The sequence below is a fragment of the Streptomyces sp. NPDC048001 genome, from assembly GCF_043203115.1.
Lineage (GTDB): Bacteria > Actinomycetota > Actinomycetes > Streptomycetales > Streptomycetaceae > Streptomyces > Streptomyces sanyensis.
In genome coordinates, this window is sequence record NZ_JBIDBN010000008.1 from 147577 (window position 1) to 164064 (window position 16488).

The 16488-nt window shown below is 73.3% G+C and carries 17 protein-coding genes; 8 read left to right on the forward strand and 9 right to left on the reverse strand.

What is annotated here, in order from left to right:
- Positions 1–33: 33 nt before the first annotated feature.
- Both fahA and ACGF15_RS16480 read right to left on the reverse strand, forming a co-directional pair.
- A complete protein-coding gene (gene fahA, locus ACGF15_RS16475; protein WP_392799627.1) occupies positions 34–1263 on the reverse strand; it encodes a fumarylacetoacetase in 1230 nt (409 codons plus the stop codon).
- Between the two features lie 194 nt (positions 1264–1457).
- Complete coding sequence (locus tag ACGF15_RS16480) at positions 1458–3698, reverse strand: CocE/NonD family hydrolase (protein WP_392799630.1); 2241 nt, start codon at positions 3696–3698, stop codon at positions 1458–1460.
- Between the two features lie 249 nt (positions 3699–3947).
- Between ACGF15_RS16480 and ACGF15_RS16485 the strand changes: the two genes are divergently transcribed.
- Together ACGF15_RS16485 and ACGF15_RS16490 are read left to right on the forward strand one after the other, a co-directional pair.
- Positions 3948–4958 (forward strand): polyprenyl synthetase family protein, encoded by a 1011-nt coding sequence (locus ACGF15_RS16485; RefSeq protein ID WP_362610569.1) that lies wholly within the window; start codon positions 3948–3950, stop codon positions 4956–4958.
- A 213-nt stretch (positions 4959–5171) separates the two neighbouring features.
- Complete coding sequence (locus tag ACGF15_RS16490; RefSeq protein ID WP_392799633.1) at positions 5172–6404, forward strand: outer membrane lipoprotein carrier protein LolA; 1233 nt, start codon at positions 5172–5174, stop codon at positions 6402–6404.
- Positions 6405–6566: 162 nt separating this feature from the next.
- On the opposite strand, the gene ACGF15_RS16495 is transcribed toward ACGF15_RS16490, so the two are convergent.
- From ACGF15_RS16495 to ACGF15_RS16505, 3 genes are all read right to left on the reverse strand, one after another.
- Positions 6567–7880 (reverse strand): M28 family metallopeptidase, encoded by a 1314-nt coding sequence (locus ACGF15_RS16495; RefSeq protein ID WP_392799636.1) that lies wholly within the window; start codon positions 7878–7880, stop codon positions 6567–6569.
- Between the two features lie 771 nt (positions 7881–8651).
- Positions 8652–8849, reverse strand: a complete 198-nt coding sequence (locus ACGF15_RS16500; RefSeq protein WP_392799639.1) for a hypothetical protein — start codon at positions 8847–8849, stop codon at positions 8652–8654.
- Between the two features lie 74 nt (positions 8850–8923).
- A complete protein-coding gene (locus tag ACGF15_RS16505) occupies positions 8924–9199 on the reverse strand; it encodes a hypothetical protein (RefSeq protein WP_392799642.1) in 276 nt (91 codons plus the stop codon).
- Positions 9200–9363: 164 nt separating this feature from the next.
- Here ACGF15_RS16505 and ACGF15_RS16510 point away from each other — a divergent pair, with 164 nt between their 5' ends.
- Positions 9364–9597, forward strand: coding sequence for a GntR family transcriptional regulator (locus ACGF15_RS16510; protein ID WP_345614427.1), 234 nt, complete (start codon positions 9364–9366; stop codon positions 9595–9597).
- 193 nt (positions 9598–9790) lie between these two features.
- Here ACGF15_RS16510 and ACGF15_RS16515 read toward each other — a convergent pair whose 3' ends face one another.
- Entirely contained in the window at positions 9791–9919 is a 129-nt protein-coding gene (locus ACGF15_RS16515; protein WP_392799645.1) for a hypothetical protein, read from the reverse strand.
- A gap of 86 nt (positions 9920–10005) precedes the next feature.
- Positions 10006–11352, reverse strand: coding sequence for a tetratricopeptide repeat protein (locus ACGF15_RS16520; protein ID WP_392799648.1), 1347 nt, complete (start codon positions 11350–11352; stop codon positions 10006–10008).
- 179 nt (positions 11353–11531) lie between these two features.
- On the opposite strand from ACGF15_RS16520, the gene ACGF15_RS16525 reads away from it, so the two are divergent.
- The 5 genes from ACGF15_RS16525 to ACGF15_RS16545 all read left to right on the forward strand — a co-directional run bounded on the left by ACGF15_RS16525 (position 11532) and on the right by ACGF15_RS16545 (position 14676).
- On the forward strand, positions 11532–11723 hold the full coding sequence (locus ACGF15_RS16525) for a hypothetical protein (RefSeq protein ID WP_345614566.1): 192 nt from the start codon (positions 11532–11534) through the stop codon (positions 11721–11723).
- A gap of 29 nt (positions 11724–11752) precedes the next feature.
- Positions 11753–11989, forward strand: coding sequence for a hypothetical protein (locus tag ACGF15_RS16530; RefSeq protein WP_392799651.1), 237 nt, complete (start codon positions 11753–11755; stop codon positions 11987–11989).
- Positions 11986–12471, forward strand: a complete 486-nt coding sequence (locus ACGF15_RS16535; RefSeq protein WP_392799654.1) for a hypothetical protein — start codon at positions 11986–11988, stop codon at positions 12469–12471. Before ACGF15_RS16530 ends, ACGF15_RS16535 begins: the two co-directional genes overlap by 4 nt.
- Positions 12472–12646: 175 nt before the next feature.
- The gene (locus tag ACGF15_RS16540) at positions 12647–13513 is read left to right on the forward strand and encodes a radical SAM protein (RefSeq protein WP_392799657.1); all 867 of its coding nucleotides are present in this window, start codon (positions 12647–12649) and stop codon (positions 13511–13513) included.
- A 17-nt stretch (positions 13514–13530) separates the two neighbouring features.
- Complete coding sequence (locus ACGF15_RS16545; protein WP_392799660.1) at positions 13531–14676, forward strand: methyltransferase domain-containing protein; 1146 nt, start codon at positions 13531–13533, stop codon at positions 14674–14676.
- A gap of 108 nt (positions 14677–14784) precedes the next feature.
- Here ACGF15_RS16545 and ACGF15_RS16550 read toward each other — a convergent pair whose 3' ends face one another.
- Positions 14785–15234 carry a VOC family protein gene (locus ACGF15_RS16550; protein WP_345614433.1) on the reverse strand — a complete coding sequence of 150 codons (450 nt, stop codon included), beginning with the start codon at positions 15232–15234 and terminating at the stop codon, positions 14785–14787.
- A gap of 90 nt (positions 15235–15324) precedes the next feature.
- Complete coding sequence (gene rarD / locus ACGF15_RS16555; protein ID WP_392799941.1) at positions 15325–16353, reverse strand: EamA family transporter RarD; 1029 nt, start codon at positions 16351–16353, stop codon at positions 15325–15327.
- Between the last annotated feature and the right edge of the window lie 135 nt (positions 16354–16488).

The window sequence follows — 16488 nt, forward strand, 5'->3', positions numbered from 1 at the left end:
GGGGCCGCGGCCCCGCGGGCGGACAGGCGCGACCTAGCGGGGGGAGGGGACGATCCGCCCGGTGACCTCGCCGAGGCCGACCCGGACGCCGTCCGGGCCCGGGGCCCAGGCGGTCATCGTCACCACGTCGCCGTCCTCCAGGAAGGTCCGCTTCCCCTCGGCCAGTTCCAGGGCGTCCCGGCCGTTCCAGGTCAGCTCCAGCAGCGAGCCGCGCTGGTGCTTCCCGGGGCCGCTGACGGTGCCGGAGGCGTACACGTCCCCGGTGCGCAGGGAGGCGCCGTTGACCGTCATGTGGGCGAGCTGCTGCGCGGCGGTCCAGTACATGGACGCGAACGGCGGCTCGGCCACCACCGTGCCGTTGATCGCCACGGCCATGTGCAGGTCGAAGCCGCCGGGCCGCTCCTCCGCGGAGTCGTCCAGGTACGGCAGCAGGGGCACGTCCCGGGCGGGCGGCGCGGTGCGGGCGTCCTCCAGGGCCTCCAGCGGCGTGACCCAGGGGGAGACCGAGGTGGCGAAGGACTTGCCCAGGAAGGGGCCGAGCGGCACGTACTCCCAGGCCTGGAGGTCGCGCGCCGACCAGTCGTTCAGCAGGAACAGGCCGAAGACATGGTCCTCGAAGCGCTCCAGGGGGACCGGGGAGCCGAGTTCCGAGGGCGTGCCGACGAGGAAGCCGACCTCCGCCTCGATGTCCAGCTTCACCGACGGCCCGAACACCGGCGCCGGGTCGGAGGGGGCCTTGCGCTGCCCGGAGGGGCGCACCACGTCGGTCCCGGAGACGACCAGGGTCCCCGCGCGCCCGTGGTAACCGATGGGCAGGTGCTTCCAGTTGGGCGTCAGCGGCTCGCCGTCGGGGCGGAAGATGCGGCCGACGTTGGTGGCGTGGTGCTCGCTCGCGTAGAAGTCGACGTAGTCGGCCACCTCGTAGGGCAGGTGCAGGGTGATGTCACCGAGCCGGTGCAGCAGCGGCTCCACCGCCGTCCGGTGCGCGGGCACCGTGACCCAGGCGGTCAGCGCCCGGCGGACGTCCCGCCAGGTGCTGCGCCCGGCGGCCAGCAGCGGGCCCAGATGGGGCTGGTCGAGCAGTCCGGCGTAAGGGGAGCCGAGCGCCCGGGCCGCCGCCCCGGCGTCGAGCACATGGTTGCCGATCCGCACGCCGAGCCTGCGGCGTTCGGGCTCGTCGGCAGTGGTGAAGACGCCGTACGGGAGGTTGTGCGGGCCGAAGGGGTCGCCGTCGGCCAGTTCGAGCGGGCTCTGCTCGGACATCGGTGCCTGCCTCGCTTTCCACGGGTGTGGACCACACGTTACGTCCACGGCCCGGGCGGGCGGGAGCGTCCGGGGTGACCATTCTCCGGAGAGTTCCGTCCGATTATCGGAATCGACGGGGCGGTGCCGGGCTCCGGGCGCCCGGGGCGTACAGGCCCCCGGGGCCGTCCACCGGGGCGGTGGATGCGGCCGGTTCAGTCCGGAGGCCGGGGGAGCGGGTACGGGCCCCGGGGCAGGCGCTCCTCCCAGGTCCGGTGGAAGACCGCCTCGCGACCGTCCAGGCACACCAGCTCGGCGGAGGCGGCGAGGTGGCCGGCGCCGTCGCACCGCAGTTCCGAGCGGACCTCCACCCGCACGTCCCAGGCGGTCTCGGGGCGGTGCAGCCGGATCGTGTGCACCGAGCGGGCCCGGGCGGAGAGCGGGTCGGAGTCCTCGACGGTGTAGCTCTCGCGGGCCTCCTCGGTGTACTCCAGCCCGTCCGGGTGCACATGGGGCCGGCCGCGGTGGGGCACCGCCTCCACGGTCCAGGTCCCGGCGGGCACGTCACGGGTGACCAGCAGCCGGGAGGGCGGAGGATCGAGTGTCCCCGGTACGGAGACCAGCGGCGGCGCCGCGTGCTCCGGCTCCGCCGCGGGGGTGCCCGGGAGTGCGGCGTCCCCGCGGTCCGCCTGCGGGGCCCCGCACATCGGGAGCACCAGAGCGGAGCCGGCCGGGTCGAGCACCAGGTCCACCGGGCCGGGCGCGGGCCACAGCCACGGCCAGTACGCGCCGGAGACGGCGAGGCGGACGCGGTGGCCGGGCGCGAAGCGGTGGGCCGCGGGGGTCAGTGCGACCACCACCCCGCCGGGTCCGGCCGTCCCGCCTTCCCCGCCCTCCCCGCCCTCCCCGCCCGCCCTGCGCGGCCCGTGCGCCCCGCCGTCCCCGTCCGGCCCGCCGTCCCCGTGCGCCCCGCCGGGGCCGCCCGGTCCCGCCGCGGGCAGCCGCAGCGCACCCCGGGCGACCAGCACCGAGGTCCCGTCGGGGGCGACGTCGCACAGCCGGGCCGCCACCGGGGCACCCGGCGCGATCCCGGTCAGCCGCAGGACCACCCGCGGCCGCCCCAGCACCACCACCGGCTCCGCCCCCACCGGGAATTCGAAGCAGACCGAGCGGGCGTCCTCCTCCCGCTGGTCCGGCGGCAGGTCCCCGGCGTGCCCCACCGGGCGGTGGCGCCCGGCGTCCACCCCGGTGTGGAGCGGGGAGGCCACCGCCACCGGCCCCCCGCCGAGCGCCCAGCGCACCTCGGCCACCCGCGGGGACGGCCAGCGCTCCGACGCCGCCCACCGGGCGCCCTCCGGCCCGGCGCCCCCGAGCCGCCAGCGCAGCAGCGGACCGGTGAGGACCCCCGTGTCGCGGCCGCGCAGCCAGTGGTCCCACCAGCGCAGCGTCTCCTGGAGGAAGCCCACCGCCTCCGCCGGGTCCTCGGCCCGGTCCGGGTACTGGTGCTGCCAGGCTCCCAGCAGCCCCCGGACCCGGTCCGCGGGAAGCTCCTCGACCAGGCGCAGCACCGTGGCGCTGCCGGGGCCGTGCAGCGAGCCGACGGCCAGCACCGCGGCCGTGACGGGAGAGCCGCCCGCGCCCGTGTCCGCGCTGCCCGTGTCCGCGCCGTCCGTGTCGGCGGCGCCCGTGCCCGTGCCGCCCGCGTCCGTGCCGCCCGTGTCGGCGGCGCCCGTGTCGGCGGCGCCCGTGCCCGTGCCGCCCGTGCCCGTGCCGCCCGTGCCCGCGGGCCCGGTGCCGGGCGCGGTCCGCCACGGCGGACGGAGCGCCTCCAGCCGGGTCTCCCACAGCGCGCGCCAGTCCCCCTCGCAGTGCCGGGGGTCCGGTGGCCGGGCGGCGTGCGCGAGCCCCTCGGAGACCTCGGCGAGGAGGCCCTGGGCGGCGCCCGCACCCCCCAGCGGCTCCTCGCCGGGAGCACCGGGAGCACCGGGAGCACCCGGGGCGCCCGGGGCGCCGGACGGGCAGACCGCGACCACCGCCCGCAGGGGAGCCGGGGCCGGTGCGGCGACCCGCAGGGCGGTGGCGGCGGCGGAGCCGAGGCCGATCATGCCCACCCGTCCGGTGCACCAGGGCCGGGCGGCCAGCCACCCCACCACCGCCCTCCCGTCCGCCACCTCGCCCGCCCCGCCCCCGGGACCGGGGACCCCGCCGCCGGAGCCGTGGCCCCGCGCGTCGACCCGGACGCAGGCGTAGCCGTGCCCGGCGTACCAGGGGTGGCGCTCGCCGTCGCGCACCGCGGAGGCGTCCGTCAGCCGGTCCGGCGCGTACTCCAGCACCGCGGGCACCGGCCCGGCGTCCACCGGCCGCCAGATCCGCGCATGGAGGGCGATGCCGTCCGGCAGCGGGACACGGGCGTCCTCGACGAGCACCTCGTGGGGGAAGTCGGTGCGGATGCGCATGGGGGCTCCGGCTGCACGGCCCCGGAGGCCCGCGGGCGGACGCGGGTCCTTCCGGGACGATCGGCGGGACCGGGTCCGGCCCCGGGGGGAGGCGGGCGCCGCGAGGGCGTGTCGCCCCTGATCACGAACATACCGGCGGCCGCGGGAAGGCGCTCACGGTGATCGAAAGGCGACCGGATACGCTGACTTGAGTGAACCCAGTGACACCTCGACGATTCGTGTGATCGTCAGCAGACAGGAGACCCCCTCGTGACCGTCGTCGGGCCGTTCGGGCTGAGCGTGCGGGACCAGGCTCTTGAAGCCGATGTCCAGACCGGACTGTCGGCTGTGGAGGCGGGCCTGCTCGATGCCACCAAAAGCGAGGTTCCGTTCATCACGGAGGCCGCCCAGCACCTCGTCCACGCGGGCGGGAAGCGCTTCCGGCCGCTGCTGGTGATGCTGGCCGCGCAGTTCGGCGACCCGCACGCGCCGGGCGTGGTGCCGTCGGCCGTCGTCGTGGAGCTCACCCACCTCGCCACGCTGTACCACGACGACGTCATGGACGAGGCGGACGTGCGACGCGGCGTTCCCAGCGCCAACAACCGCTGGGACAACTCGGTCGCCGTGCTCACCGGGGACTTCCTCTTCGCGCGCGCCTCCCACGTCCTGGCGGACCTCGGCCCCGAGGCCGTACGGATCCAGGCGGAGGCCTTCGAGCGCCTGGTCACCGGCCAGATCCTGGAGACGGCCGGCCCCCGGGACGGCCGTGACCCGGTCGAGCACTACCTCGACGTCCTCGCGGGCAAGACCGGCTCGCTGATCGCCGTCGCCTGCCGCTTCGGGGCGCTGATGGCCGGTGCCGACGAGCGCGTCGTGGACGTCCTCACCCAGTACGGCGAGCGGCTGGGAGTCGCCTTCCAGCTCGCCGACGACGTCCTCGACATCGCCTCCGACTCCCACGAGTCCGGCAAGACGCCCGGCACCGACCTGCGCGAGGGCATCCCCACCCTGCCGGTCCTCCTGCTGCGCGCCGCCGCCGAGGCCCACGGCCGCCCCGAGGACCTGGAGCTCGTCGCCCTGCTCGACTCCGACCTCGCCGACGACGCCCGCCACGCGGAGGCGCTGCGGCTGCTGCGCGCCCACCCGGCACTGGAGCAGGCCCGCAGGGACACCGTGCGCTACGCCCAGGAGGCGCGCGCCCTGCTCGCCCCGCTGCCGGACGGCTACCCGAAGGCGGCGCTGGAGGAACTCTGCGACGCGGTGGTGCACCGCGCGGGGTGACCCCGCCCCGCCACGCGCCCCGGCACACCCGCTGGGGCCGCTCCACCCCCCGTCCCGCCTCGGGGTGACCCCTACGGCCCCGGGCGCGGCGGAGCCCCGGTTGTCATCCCTGAGGGGTACGCGGTTCCAGCCCGCGGGCTGATGCCTGAGGGGCCGTCGGTTTGGTCGGATGGACACCATCACCGCTGAACGACCACGGAGGTAGGGGACACCATGGCACCGAACGACAGCGCACACTCCGCCGACCGGGAGCAGGAGCCCGCCGCGGGACGCCGCAAGGCCGCCCGCTACGCGGTCCCCATGGCGGTGGCCGCGGTGGCGGCGGGCACCATCGGGCTCGTCCCCGCACTGGCCGCCTCCGGCGACCCCGAGCTGCCGGAGATCACGGCGCGGCAGCTCATCGAGAAGATCGCCGCCTCGGACACCCAGCAGCTCTCCGGCACCGTCAAGATCAGCACCGATCTCGGGCTGCCCGCCCTGGACGGGCTGGCGGGCGCGGTCGCCGGGGGCGCGGACTCCTCCGCCGACCCGCAGTCCCGGCTGACCGAGCTGGCCACCGGCACCCACACCCTCCGGGTCGCCGCCGACGGCCCGGACCGCCAGCGGCTCACCGTCGTCGACGGCTCCGACGAGTACACCCTCATCCACGACGGGGACGAGCTGTGGGCCTACGACAGCGCCTCCAACGAGGTCTTCCACGCGGAGGACCCAGAGGGGAGCGGCCCCGCAGCCGAGCGGGACGGGGCCCCGCTCGCGGCGCCCCTGACCCCGAAGGAGCTGACGGACCGGCTGCTGGAGCTGTCCGGCGACACCACCTCCTACGAGGTGGACGGCACCGCGAGGATCGCCGGGCGGGACGCCTACCGGCTGGTCGTACGGCCCGAGCAGAAGGGGTCGACGGTCGGGGCCGTCACCATCGCGGTCGACGCGCGCACCGGCACCCCGCTGAAGGCCACCCTCACCGCCGGCGACGGGGGCAAGGCCGTGGTGGACGTGGGCTTCACCCGGGTCGACTTCGCCAAGCCCGCCGCGTCCACCTTCTCCTTCACCCCGCCGAAGGGCGCCAGGGTCACCGAGGCCGACGAGGCGGCGGCACGGGAGGCGGCGGAGGAGGCCGGGTCCCCGGTCGGCGAGCTGCTGCCCGGCGGGGGCGCGGAGGACGTCGGCGCCGTGGACGTCATCGGCGAGGGCTGGACCGCCGTGGCCGTGCTCGAAGGCCCCTCGGGCGGTGCCGGGCAGGAGAAGGCGCCCTCCGCTGCGGACGGGCTGCCGGGCGGGGCCGGGGCCTTCCTGGACTCCCTCGGAGACAAGGTCAGCGGCAAGTTCGGCACCGGCACGGTCTTCTCGACCCGCCTGGTCAACGCCCTGCTCACGGACGACGGCACGGTCTACGTCGGCGCCGTCACCAAGGACGCCCTGGTCGGCATCGCCGACGGGGCCCGCTGAGGGCCGTCCCGGAGGGCGTCCGCCGCGCCCCGCGCACGCCCGCGCCCCGCCGTACCCGGATCGGTACGGCGGGGCGCGGGCGTCGTGCGCCGGGACGGGGGTCCGCGGGGACGGTCGGGCCCGGGCGGGCCCCGGGACGGCGCCTCGGCCGCCGCCGGTCCGTCAGAAGGTCAGCTTCCAGGAGTCGATGTAGCCCGTGTCCCACCGGGCCACGTCCTGCACCCGCAGCTTCCACGCGCCGTTGGCCGCCTCGGCGGAGGCGTCCACCGTGTACGTGGCGATCACGTTGTCGGCGGAGTCACCGCCGCTGGAGTTCTTCAGCCGGTACGTGCTGCCGTCGGGCGCGACCAGGTCGACCACCAGGTCACCGCGGTAGGTGTGCTTGATGTCCACACCGACCTTGAGGGCCGAGGGGGCGTTGCCGCTGCGTCCGGAGACGTTCACGGTCGAGGTCACGGCCGGGCCGTAGTCCGGGATGGACACGTCCGCGGTGTTCTCGTAGACGTCGCCGTCCGGCGGGACCGTCGTCCCCGAGGACAGGGTCCACAGCGCGTGGGCCAGGGCGTCGCTGTTGCGGTCCAGCGCGGTGTCGTTGATGTTCGCCGTGGTGTCGCAGGAGGAGTGGTAGCACCGGTCGAAGGACTGCCCGGCCGTGCCGCCCCACTTCTGCGCCTGGGCGCTGGTCTTGGTGCGCCCGGCGCCGGTGAACAGGCCGCCCACCGGTATGCCGACGTTCTTGAACGAGGCGTGGTCGGAACGGCCGTCGCCCTCGGTCTCGATCTCCGTCGGCACCCCGATCCCGGCGAAGTAGTCCTTGAAGGTCTGCTCCAGCAGGGTGTCGTCGTCGTAGACGAAGTACCCGGCGTTCGGCGAGCCGACCATGTCGAGGTTCAGATAGCCCGCGATCCTCGAACGCTCGGTGGAGGAGAGGCTGCTGACGTAGTACCGGGAGCCGACGAGGCCGAGCTCCTCGGCGCCCCACCAGCCGAAGCGCAGGTGCTTGTCGGGCTGGAGCTGGGCGCGGGAGACGGCGAGCGCCGCCTCCAGGACGGCCGCGGAGCCCGAGCCGTTGTCGTTGATGCCGGCTCCGGAGCTGACCGAGTCGAGGTGGGCGCCGGTCATCAGCGTCTGGGCGGTGTCGCCGCCCGGCCAGTCGGCGATCAGGTTGTAGCCGGTGCTGCCGCCGTAGCTGAACTGCTGGATCGTGGTGGTGTACCCGGCGGCGTCCAGCTTCGCCTTCACATAGTCGAGGGACGCCCGGTAGCCGGATCTGCCGTGGGCGCGGTTGCCGCCGTTGGCGGAGGCTATGGACTGGAACTGGTCGAGGTGGGCCTTGACGTTGGCCACGGGGATGTCGGGTGCGGCCGCCGCGGAGGGCGCGCTCTGCGCGGCCTGCGCCGGTGCGCCGGCGGCGAGCAGCCCGGCGAGGGCGAGCGTCGCCGTGGCGAGGGTGCGCCCGGGAACGGAGAGTTTCATGTGGGGGCTCCGGATTCCGTATGGGGATGGGACGGAAAACGTGCAGGACGCCCCGGGCCGACGGGGTCCGGGGCGCTGGAGCGTGAACATGGTGCGCGTGGTGCGTCTGCGTCGTGCGTGACCCGCGTGGGCGGTGCGAGGAGCGTCGTACGGGGTACGCGGGCATCGTGCCGTGCGCGGTGCGGGTGTCCGCTGCGGCACCCTGGCTCGGGGCACCGCCCGGCCGCGCGGTTGTGCGCGAGGTGCTGTGCCGGGTGGACGTGGTGCAGGAACGGGGTGTGCTCGACTGCGCTGTGCGCCCTGAATGGTGGGTGAGACGCGGAGGCACCGTCAAGGGCGCAATCCGGTCAGCGGCGTTCGGATAGCGGACATCCCGCCCGACCTGCGGCGGCGGGGGCGCCGGTGCCGGGGGTAGGCGGGGGTGACGGCGGCCGCCCCGGTGCGTCCTTCAGCGGGCGCAGAACGCATGGCCCTCGGGGTCTCCCGACACTCCGTTCCATGGATCCGAAACGGTGTGGGCTCTGGGCCCTCGGGTGGGTGCGGGTGATCTGGCGGGCCCGTCGGTCTCGGTGCAGCCTCGGTCGGCCGGGTGATGCCCAGGGTCGACGTGACGAGGACACGCGCGGTGCCACCGGCGACGCTCCCCGCGCGAGGAGCCCTGCCGATACGCGGCACCTTCGAGCCCGAGCAGCGCAGTCCGGCGGCCGGCTCCCGCGCGCCGATTCCGGCGGCCCTGCGGATCTCGTGCCGGTCCGCCTGGGCTCCGTCCGGTCAATCGCATCCTGCTGCCTTGAGTCGTTCCCCGCGCAGCTCCCCGACGTTCAGCGCATCCCTCAGGCATTCGGCCGTCCGGCGCAGCATGTACCGGCTCTCGTCGGCGGTCAGCTGGGAACCGGCGAGCATGGCGCGCACAAGCCCCAGGACGACGGCGCCCGACTCGATCGCGTCGTTCTCGATCGCGTCGCTCATAGCGGCGAGGGTTCCTCCCGGCTGGCAGAAGTCAGAGCGTCCGTCGGCACCCGGCAGCATGCGGCGAAGCTCGGTCATGCCGGTACCCCCAGGAAGTCGACGCCCGTCGTCGAGAGTGCCGCCGCTGCGCGCCGGTCGCGCTGTCGTTCCCCTTCCTGCTGCCACTCGAAGCCGCCGAGGTAGGGCCGGACGAGCGGAAGCCGGTCAGCCTCGATCACGTCGGCCGGACGGGGCGCTTTGGGCGTCGGCAGCGGCCGGTGGAATCGGCGGACGGCGGGGGTGGGAGTGGCGCGGTGCTTCCCACGGGCGGGCAGGAAGAGCGCGCACAGCACGGCCAGTAGGCTTCGCATGGGGTCGACTCCAGTTCAGTCGGCTCAGCCCCAGGTGCCGACCCTTGCCCGGTCGCCCTGGGGCGCTTTCGTTCCCGGCGGGTGCCGGGTGACCCAGCGTACGCTACCTTGCTATAGCTCGCTATCCCTAGCCGTACTTCGCCGCAGCGCGGAGCATTGAGCTTGTGGAGCTGGACCCGACCCGCGCGAAGTGGGTACAGATCAGCGCTGAGATCGAGCGGCGCGTTGACGCCGGGGTGTACCCGGAGGGGTCGAAGCTGCCGGGCATCCTGGCGCTCTGTGCCGAGTTCGGCGTAGCCCAGGTGACCGTGCGGAAGGCGCTGGCGGATCTGCGTGAGCGCGGGCTGATCCGCACGGAGAACGGAATCGGGTCGTTCATCGCAGATGATCTCGGCTGATCTGTTTTGTCAGTGAGTTGAGGTTGCCGGGTTGAGTGACGCGACCGTTCGCCGCTGAGCCGGGGGTATCTGGTGAACCGCGGGCTGTGAGTGCCCGGATCGGCTGATGACGGGTCCATTCCCTGCTGGGTCCGCCTGGTGCCCCAGGGCGGTGGCGCCCAGGACGACCAGCCGCGTGGTCTTCGTCTCCCGCTCACCGGGGGGCGGTGTGCAGCCGGTTCACCCCGGTTTGCTCCTCGGGCACCCGCTGGAAGTGGATCCGGCGCCCGAGCCCCGTCCCGCTCCGGCTGCCGCAGGGGTCGTCCGGATGCCGGACAGTCATCAGATCACGCCACGCATGGCGGCCCCGCGGGCGCCGGGCTCACGGAGGGACGCGCGTCTTCGCGGAGGGTATGGGCGGGCCTTCCGTCATGCCGGAACCAGCTCGGGCCGGACGACCGCACGCGCACGTTCGTACAGCGCTTGGGCGTCGTGATTCCGTGCATGGGGCCTGATCAGGTTGAACATGTCCGTCATGCGTTTGTCGATGCGCCCCGAGTCGACCAGGGGATAGTCGTCCAGTGCGAGCCCCCATGTCCGGCACGCGGCTTCGAGGTGGCCCACTGCTAGTTGCCGCTCGGCAAGGATCGCGCGTTCCTTTACGCGGGTGCGCCGGTAGATGCCGTAGCGAAGCCGGTCCGATTCCTGCATGGCGGCAACAGCGCCGTGCACGTCGCCCATTTCGAAGCGCACTTGGCTGGTGTGGTAATTGAGCGATGCGGGGTCGTACGACCCGAAAACCCTTCCGCGGGACTCCGCCTTGTCCATGGCGACTTCGGCTTCCTGCAAGTACACGAGTGCGGAACGCCGGTCCCCGATCTGCGCGGCAGCATGCGCTTGCTGTCCGGCGAGGAAGGCGCGCATGCGTGGTCCAGCCTGCGGGGAGGACGCTGCCGCCGCGTCGGCGAGCCGCTTGGCCATCGGCCCTTGTCCCAGGTCAACGGCTTGTACGCTCATACCGCGAAGCGTGGTGCAGTACGTCAGATGGTCTTCCGATGCTCCCGCGAGCTCCAGCGCTTTCAGGTAGTAGCGCTGTGCGAGACCGTGCAACCCTTCGTCCACCGCCATGTACCCCGTGAGATAGCACAGATCGGAAGCCGCGGACATCATGGCTCTTCGCGCGTCCTCGGGGCCGGGCGTCCGCAGAAGCGGTGCAACCGTGTTCACCAGGAAAGCTGCTGCCAGTGGGCGTGTGGTGCGTCCCCCGAACTGGTCGTCCATGCTGGATAGTTGCTCCGTCATCGCCGAGACCGTGTGCACGTCGGACATACCGATTCGGGTTCGCGTGCCGTTCTGGGTAGCCTCCATTCGCCCCACCACGTCCGGCCACTCGGGGACTGCCAGCGCGACGGAGAACAGAGCGACGCTCAGCACGCCACGTCGGGAAGGGTCCATGTCCAGCCTCCCAAGATCGATGATGCCGTCGACCGCGCTGGTCTCGGTCGCTTCCGTCCCAGCCTCAGGAACGGGGAAGCCAACTTCCGTATGGGTGACGGGTCGCCTGAGCCTTCGGGTGAACGCTTCCAAGATCAGCGGCCGAGCGTCCTCGCGCGGCACACTCCCGCTCAACCACTGATGGACGGAGGGTGCACGGTACTGCTTCGGGGTTCCACGCTCGGTTCCGACCCGGTTGACCGCTTGCGCGCACTGCCGCAGTGTCCATCCGGTCTCGCGAAACAGCCGCTCTAAGACTGTGTTCGGTTCGCTGGTTCCCACGGTCGTTCAACTCCCCATGCACGACTGCGCTAAGCGCTTAACACTCTTAATCCTTGTGCGCTTCCCGACAGTACCGCTGAGCGTGATCACGCGGTTGCCTAGAGCGAGCAGCCGGGTTGGTAGTGAAAGGGGACAGGCGAGTGAACGTGGAGCCGGTGCCGCCCTCCGTGGGTGCACTGATGATGGACACCGGGGCCGACCGGCTCGGGGAGTTCCGCGGGGTCGTCGGCCCGTACTGGTCACTGCGCCCCGTCGGCGGCGGGGCCGAGTGGGACGCCGAGCCCCAGCGCGTGCGCCCCGCGGACCCGATGGAGCGCCTGAGGGCGGAGACCGCCCGCGTGAACGCTCGGAGCCGGGGTGAGCGCCTGTGACCGCTGCCGCCCGGCGCAGGTTCGCTTTCGTGGACTGGACGTTATGCCCGGACCGGGACGACGACGCCCCGCCGACGACCTACGCGTTCCGGTGCCTCACGCTCACCGAGGACGACACCGAGTGCGCCGCGATGTCACCGGCGAGCGTGGACCCGACCGAGCCGCAGACCTGGGTGTTCGACCACATGCGGGAGCACCCCGAGCACACCGGCTACGCCGAACTGATCGAACGCCCGTGGGTCATGTGGCCGGGGCGTCCGTCATGAACGACCGATCCGACCCGGCGGGCTACTGGGCGGAGGTACGCGCGGAAGGGCCCGTGTACGGCACGGGCGAGACCGTGCAGCACGTCCTCGGGACCACGCAGAGCATTTCCCCCGTGCTGGCACTCCGATGGCTCTGCGGCGAGGCACTGCGCATCGCGGACCGGCTCGACCCCGATCCGCTGCGCTCGATGTGGGTGCAGCCGGCCATACGTGCGGCGACCGCGCCCGTGCCGGACTGCCCCGCGGAACTCCGCGCGTGGGCAGCCGACCCGGACGGGCAACGCGAGGCACGCGAGCACATCAAGGACGGGCGCCCGCTGTTCATCACGGTCCCGGATGCGGACTGCACCTACACCCTGTCCGTCTGGCCGGTCCGGCTCCCCGCCGACGAGCCCGACCAGGCGGCCCCCGAGCCGATACCCCACCGCATCGGCGGACTGCCACACCCCCTGTACGTCCTCGCTGCGGACCCGTGGACGTAGCGCCCTGATACTCCCGCCCTCGCCACATCGGACCCGGACCGGGACAGCACGGGTCCGCGACTCGATCTGTGGCAGAGGGCGGGGCTCAACCCCGGTCGGCTGTCGTACGTGACGGTCTGGCAGCCGACCGGCCCGGCACGTTCCGAACGATCCTCACTCGGAGGGAAGTTGCACCGTGACCACTGTTCTTGAACCGCCCGCCGCAAGTCCGCTTGCCGGTATCCGCTCTCTTGAGCTGGAAATCACCGGAAGGTGTCAGCTCACATGTACGCACTGTCTGTCCGAGTCCAGCCCGCAAGCGAGCCACGGCACCATGACGCCCGCGGACTGGCGCGCGGTCATCACGGATGCTGCCGCACTCGGCATCCGCACCGTCCAGCTCATCGGGGGTGAGCCGACCGTTCATCCGTGCTGGCGTGACTTCACGGAACTCGCGCTCTCCCTCGGGCTGCACGTCGAGGTTTACAGCAACCTGTTCCACGTCGCCCCCGACTGGTGGGACGTGTTCACCCGCGAGGGCGTGACCCTCGGGACGAGCTACTACAGCGATGACCCCGCCGAACACGACAAGATCACCGGGCGGCAGGGCAGTCACGTCCGTACCCGGAGCCACATCCGCGAGGCAATCAAGCGCGGGGCCACGGTCCGGGCCGGAATCGTGGACATCCTGCCGGGGCAGCGCGTTGCGGAAGCGCGTGCCGAGCTGGAATCCATGGGTGTGAAGCACATCAACACGGACCGGGTGCGTGCCGTGGGCCGCGCCGCACTGCCGGGGCAGGCACCGACGCTGGACGAGATGTGCGGCAGGTGCACCCGCGGACGCGCTGCCATCCTCCCGAACGGGAACGTGGCCGGGTGCGTGCTCTCGCGTGACTTCCCGGCGGGCAACGTCCGGGAAACCCCCCTCGCCGAGGTGTTCGGCGGGGCGGCATGGGCGGAACTGGCTGCGAGCGTGCCCCCGCTGCGCGCGAACGCGTGCCCGCCCGACGATTCCGGCGACTGTGACCCCGCCAACACGGAAGCCTGTGACCCCGCGTACTGACCTGGAAGGCTCGCCACATGAACTGGGAGAGCAAGGCAAGCGCCCTCGCGGACCAGGTGACCGACCCGGATTCACGATGGCTCGCCCCCGTGGCACGCGTCGCCCGTCACGAGCTGGTGCCCCGATGGTGGGACGTGGACGACTCGGGCCGGTGGGTACTGCGCGACGGCCCGAGCGAGCCGGAAGCCTGGCTGGACGCCGCGTACGCGGACCGGTCCCTGATCACCAGGGTGGGCACGCTGCACGCCGACCACGCCGAACCCGGAGACCAGCCCGAGGGGCTGCCCACGTCATCCGCGACCATGCCAAGTCTGGTGGTGCGGATGCTCAGGCACGGGCGACTCGGGGACGGGCTGTCCCTGCTGGACTTGGGGACCGGAGCCGGCGGGCTCACCGCGTACGCCTGTCGCCGACTCGGGGACGAGCACGTGACGAGTCTGGACGTGGACCCGTATCTGGTCAGTGCAGCGCGGGTCCGGCTCGGGGACATGGGATACCGCCCGGAGGTGATCACGGCGGACGCCACCGAGGGCGTGCCGGGTTCGTATGACCGCATCGTGTGCACGGTCGCCCTCGCACCCGGTCCGGGGCTCCGCGCGGTACTCGCCGCACTGGAACCCGGCGGACGCATAGCGACGACGCTCGCGCGCACGTCCCTGATCATCACCGGGTGGAAGGACCGGAACGGGGACGTGGTGGGGCAGGTGGAACGGGACATGGCGGGTTTCATGCTCACCCGGACCGGCGACGACTACCCGCCCGCTCTCGCCGAACTGTTCGCCCTCGCCCGTGGGGCAGACGGGGACGAGGCCGGTACGGGTCGCTACCCCGTGCTGGACGTGGCGAACGCGTGGGAACTCCGGTCCATGCTGGAGGTCACGGCACCGGGTGTGGAACCCGGATACGAGACCAGCGGACGGACGCGAACGGCCTACCTGGTGCACCCGGACGGATCGTGGGCACGCGCGTCCGCCGAGTGGACCGACCCGCCGACCGTGCACCAGGGTGGACCGCAACGGCTCTGGTCCGCGCTGGAACGCATCCGCAACCGGCTGAACGCGGAAGGCTCCCTGCCGTTGCTCGGCGCGCGCGTGCGCATCACGCCCGACGGGGTGTGCCATCTGTCCCGCGGGCGGTGGCGTGCATCCATGGGGGCCCGATAGCGCCGGTACCGCGGTTCCGCCAGGCTGTACGCCCCTCGGACCGCCCCGTTCGTGCGCTGCCGGTGCGTGGGCGGGGCGCCCGGCCGGCAGGCGGGCGCCGGGTGTCCTTCAGTGGACGCAGAACTCGTTGCCCTCGGGGTCGGTCATCACGGTCCATTCCCCGCCGGGTTCGCTCCGGTGTTCCAGGACCGCGGCGCCCAGGACGACCAGCCGGGCGGTCTCGGCCTCCCGCTCGCCGGGGGCGGTGTGCAGGTCGATGTGCAGCCGGTTCTTCCCGGTCTTCTCCTCGGGCACCCGCTGGAAGAGGATCCGGCGCCCGAGCCCCGTCCCGCTCCGGCTGTCGCAGGGGTCGTCCGGATGCCGGACGGCGATCAGATCGCGCCAGGCGCGGCGGCCGTGGGACTCCACCGTGGCCTCCTCCGGTGCCGCCCCGGCGGCCAGCACCTGGTCGATCAGGGCGCTGTTGTCCTCCACCAGGTAGCCGAGGGCCGCCGCCCAGAAGTCCGCCTGGGCGTGCGGGTCACGGGCGTCGACGACGAGTTTCCAGTGCAGTGTCATGCCCTACTTGTACGGGCTCCGGCCGCCCGGCGCGCGGATGTTCCGCGCGCCGGGCGCGAGCCGCACCGGACGCGAGCCGCGCGGGGCGGCTCAGGCCGTGGGCTCGGTGGCGCGCTCCGTCCGCTCACGTTCGGCGCCGTGCGGCTGCCCGGCGGCGGCCGGGACCCCGGCCGCCGCCGGGGCGCCGGAGGCCACGATGCCGCCCGGGGCCGGGGTGCCCGGCAGGGCCGCCGCGGCCGGTTCGCCGCCCGCGGCGGCGGCCTGGGCGGCCAGCCGCCGGGCCTCCGCCTTGTTCCGCCGGGCGGTGCGCAGGGCGTCCCAGCTCAGGACCGACAGCGCCAGCCACACCAGGGCGAACCCGGCCCACCGCTCGGCGGGCATCGCCTCCCTGAAGTAGAGGATGCCCAGCAGGAACTGGAAGACCGGCGCCAGGTACTGCAGCAGTCCGAGGGTCGACAGCGGGACCCGGATGGCCGCCGCGCCGAAGCAGACCAGGGGCACGGCCGTCACGATGCCCGTCGCGGCCAGCAGCGCGGCGTGCCCGGCACCGTGCGCCCCGAAGGCCGCCTCGCCCCGGGAGCCGAGCCAGAGCAGGAAGGCCAGGGCCGGCAGGAACTGGATCGCCGTCTCGGCGGCCAGCGACTCCAGCCCCCCGATGTTGACCTTCTTCTTCGCCAGGCCGTAGATCGCGAAGGACACGGCGAGGACGAGGGAGATCCACGGCGGGCGGCCGTACCCGACGGCGAGCACCAGGACCGCCGCGCCGCCGATGCCGACGGCCGCCCACTGCGCGGGCCGCAGGCGCTCCTTCAGCAGCAGCACACCGAGCGCGATGGTCACCAGGGGGTTGATGAAGTACCCCAGCGAGGCCTCGACCACGCGACCGGCGTTGACGGCCCAGATGTAGAGCCCCCAGTTGACGGAGATCACCGAGGCGGCCAGGGTGATCAGCCCCAGCTTCCGCGGGCTGCGCAGCAGCTCCCGGACCCAGCCCCACTGCCGCAGGGCCAGCAGGGCGACGGCCACCAGGGCGAGCGACCAGACCATCCGGTGGGCGAGGATCTCGGTGGCCCCGGCGGGCTTGAGCAGCGGCCAGAAGAGGGGGACCAGGCCCCACATCCCGTAGGCCCCGATCCCGTACAGCAGCCCTGCCCGCTGGTCGTTCCGCGTCGTCACTGACCCCTCCTGCCCCTGTGCGTCCCGAGAAGACGGTACGACGGGCAGGGCCTCGGTGTCATGCCCGTATCGGCATAC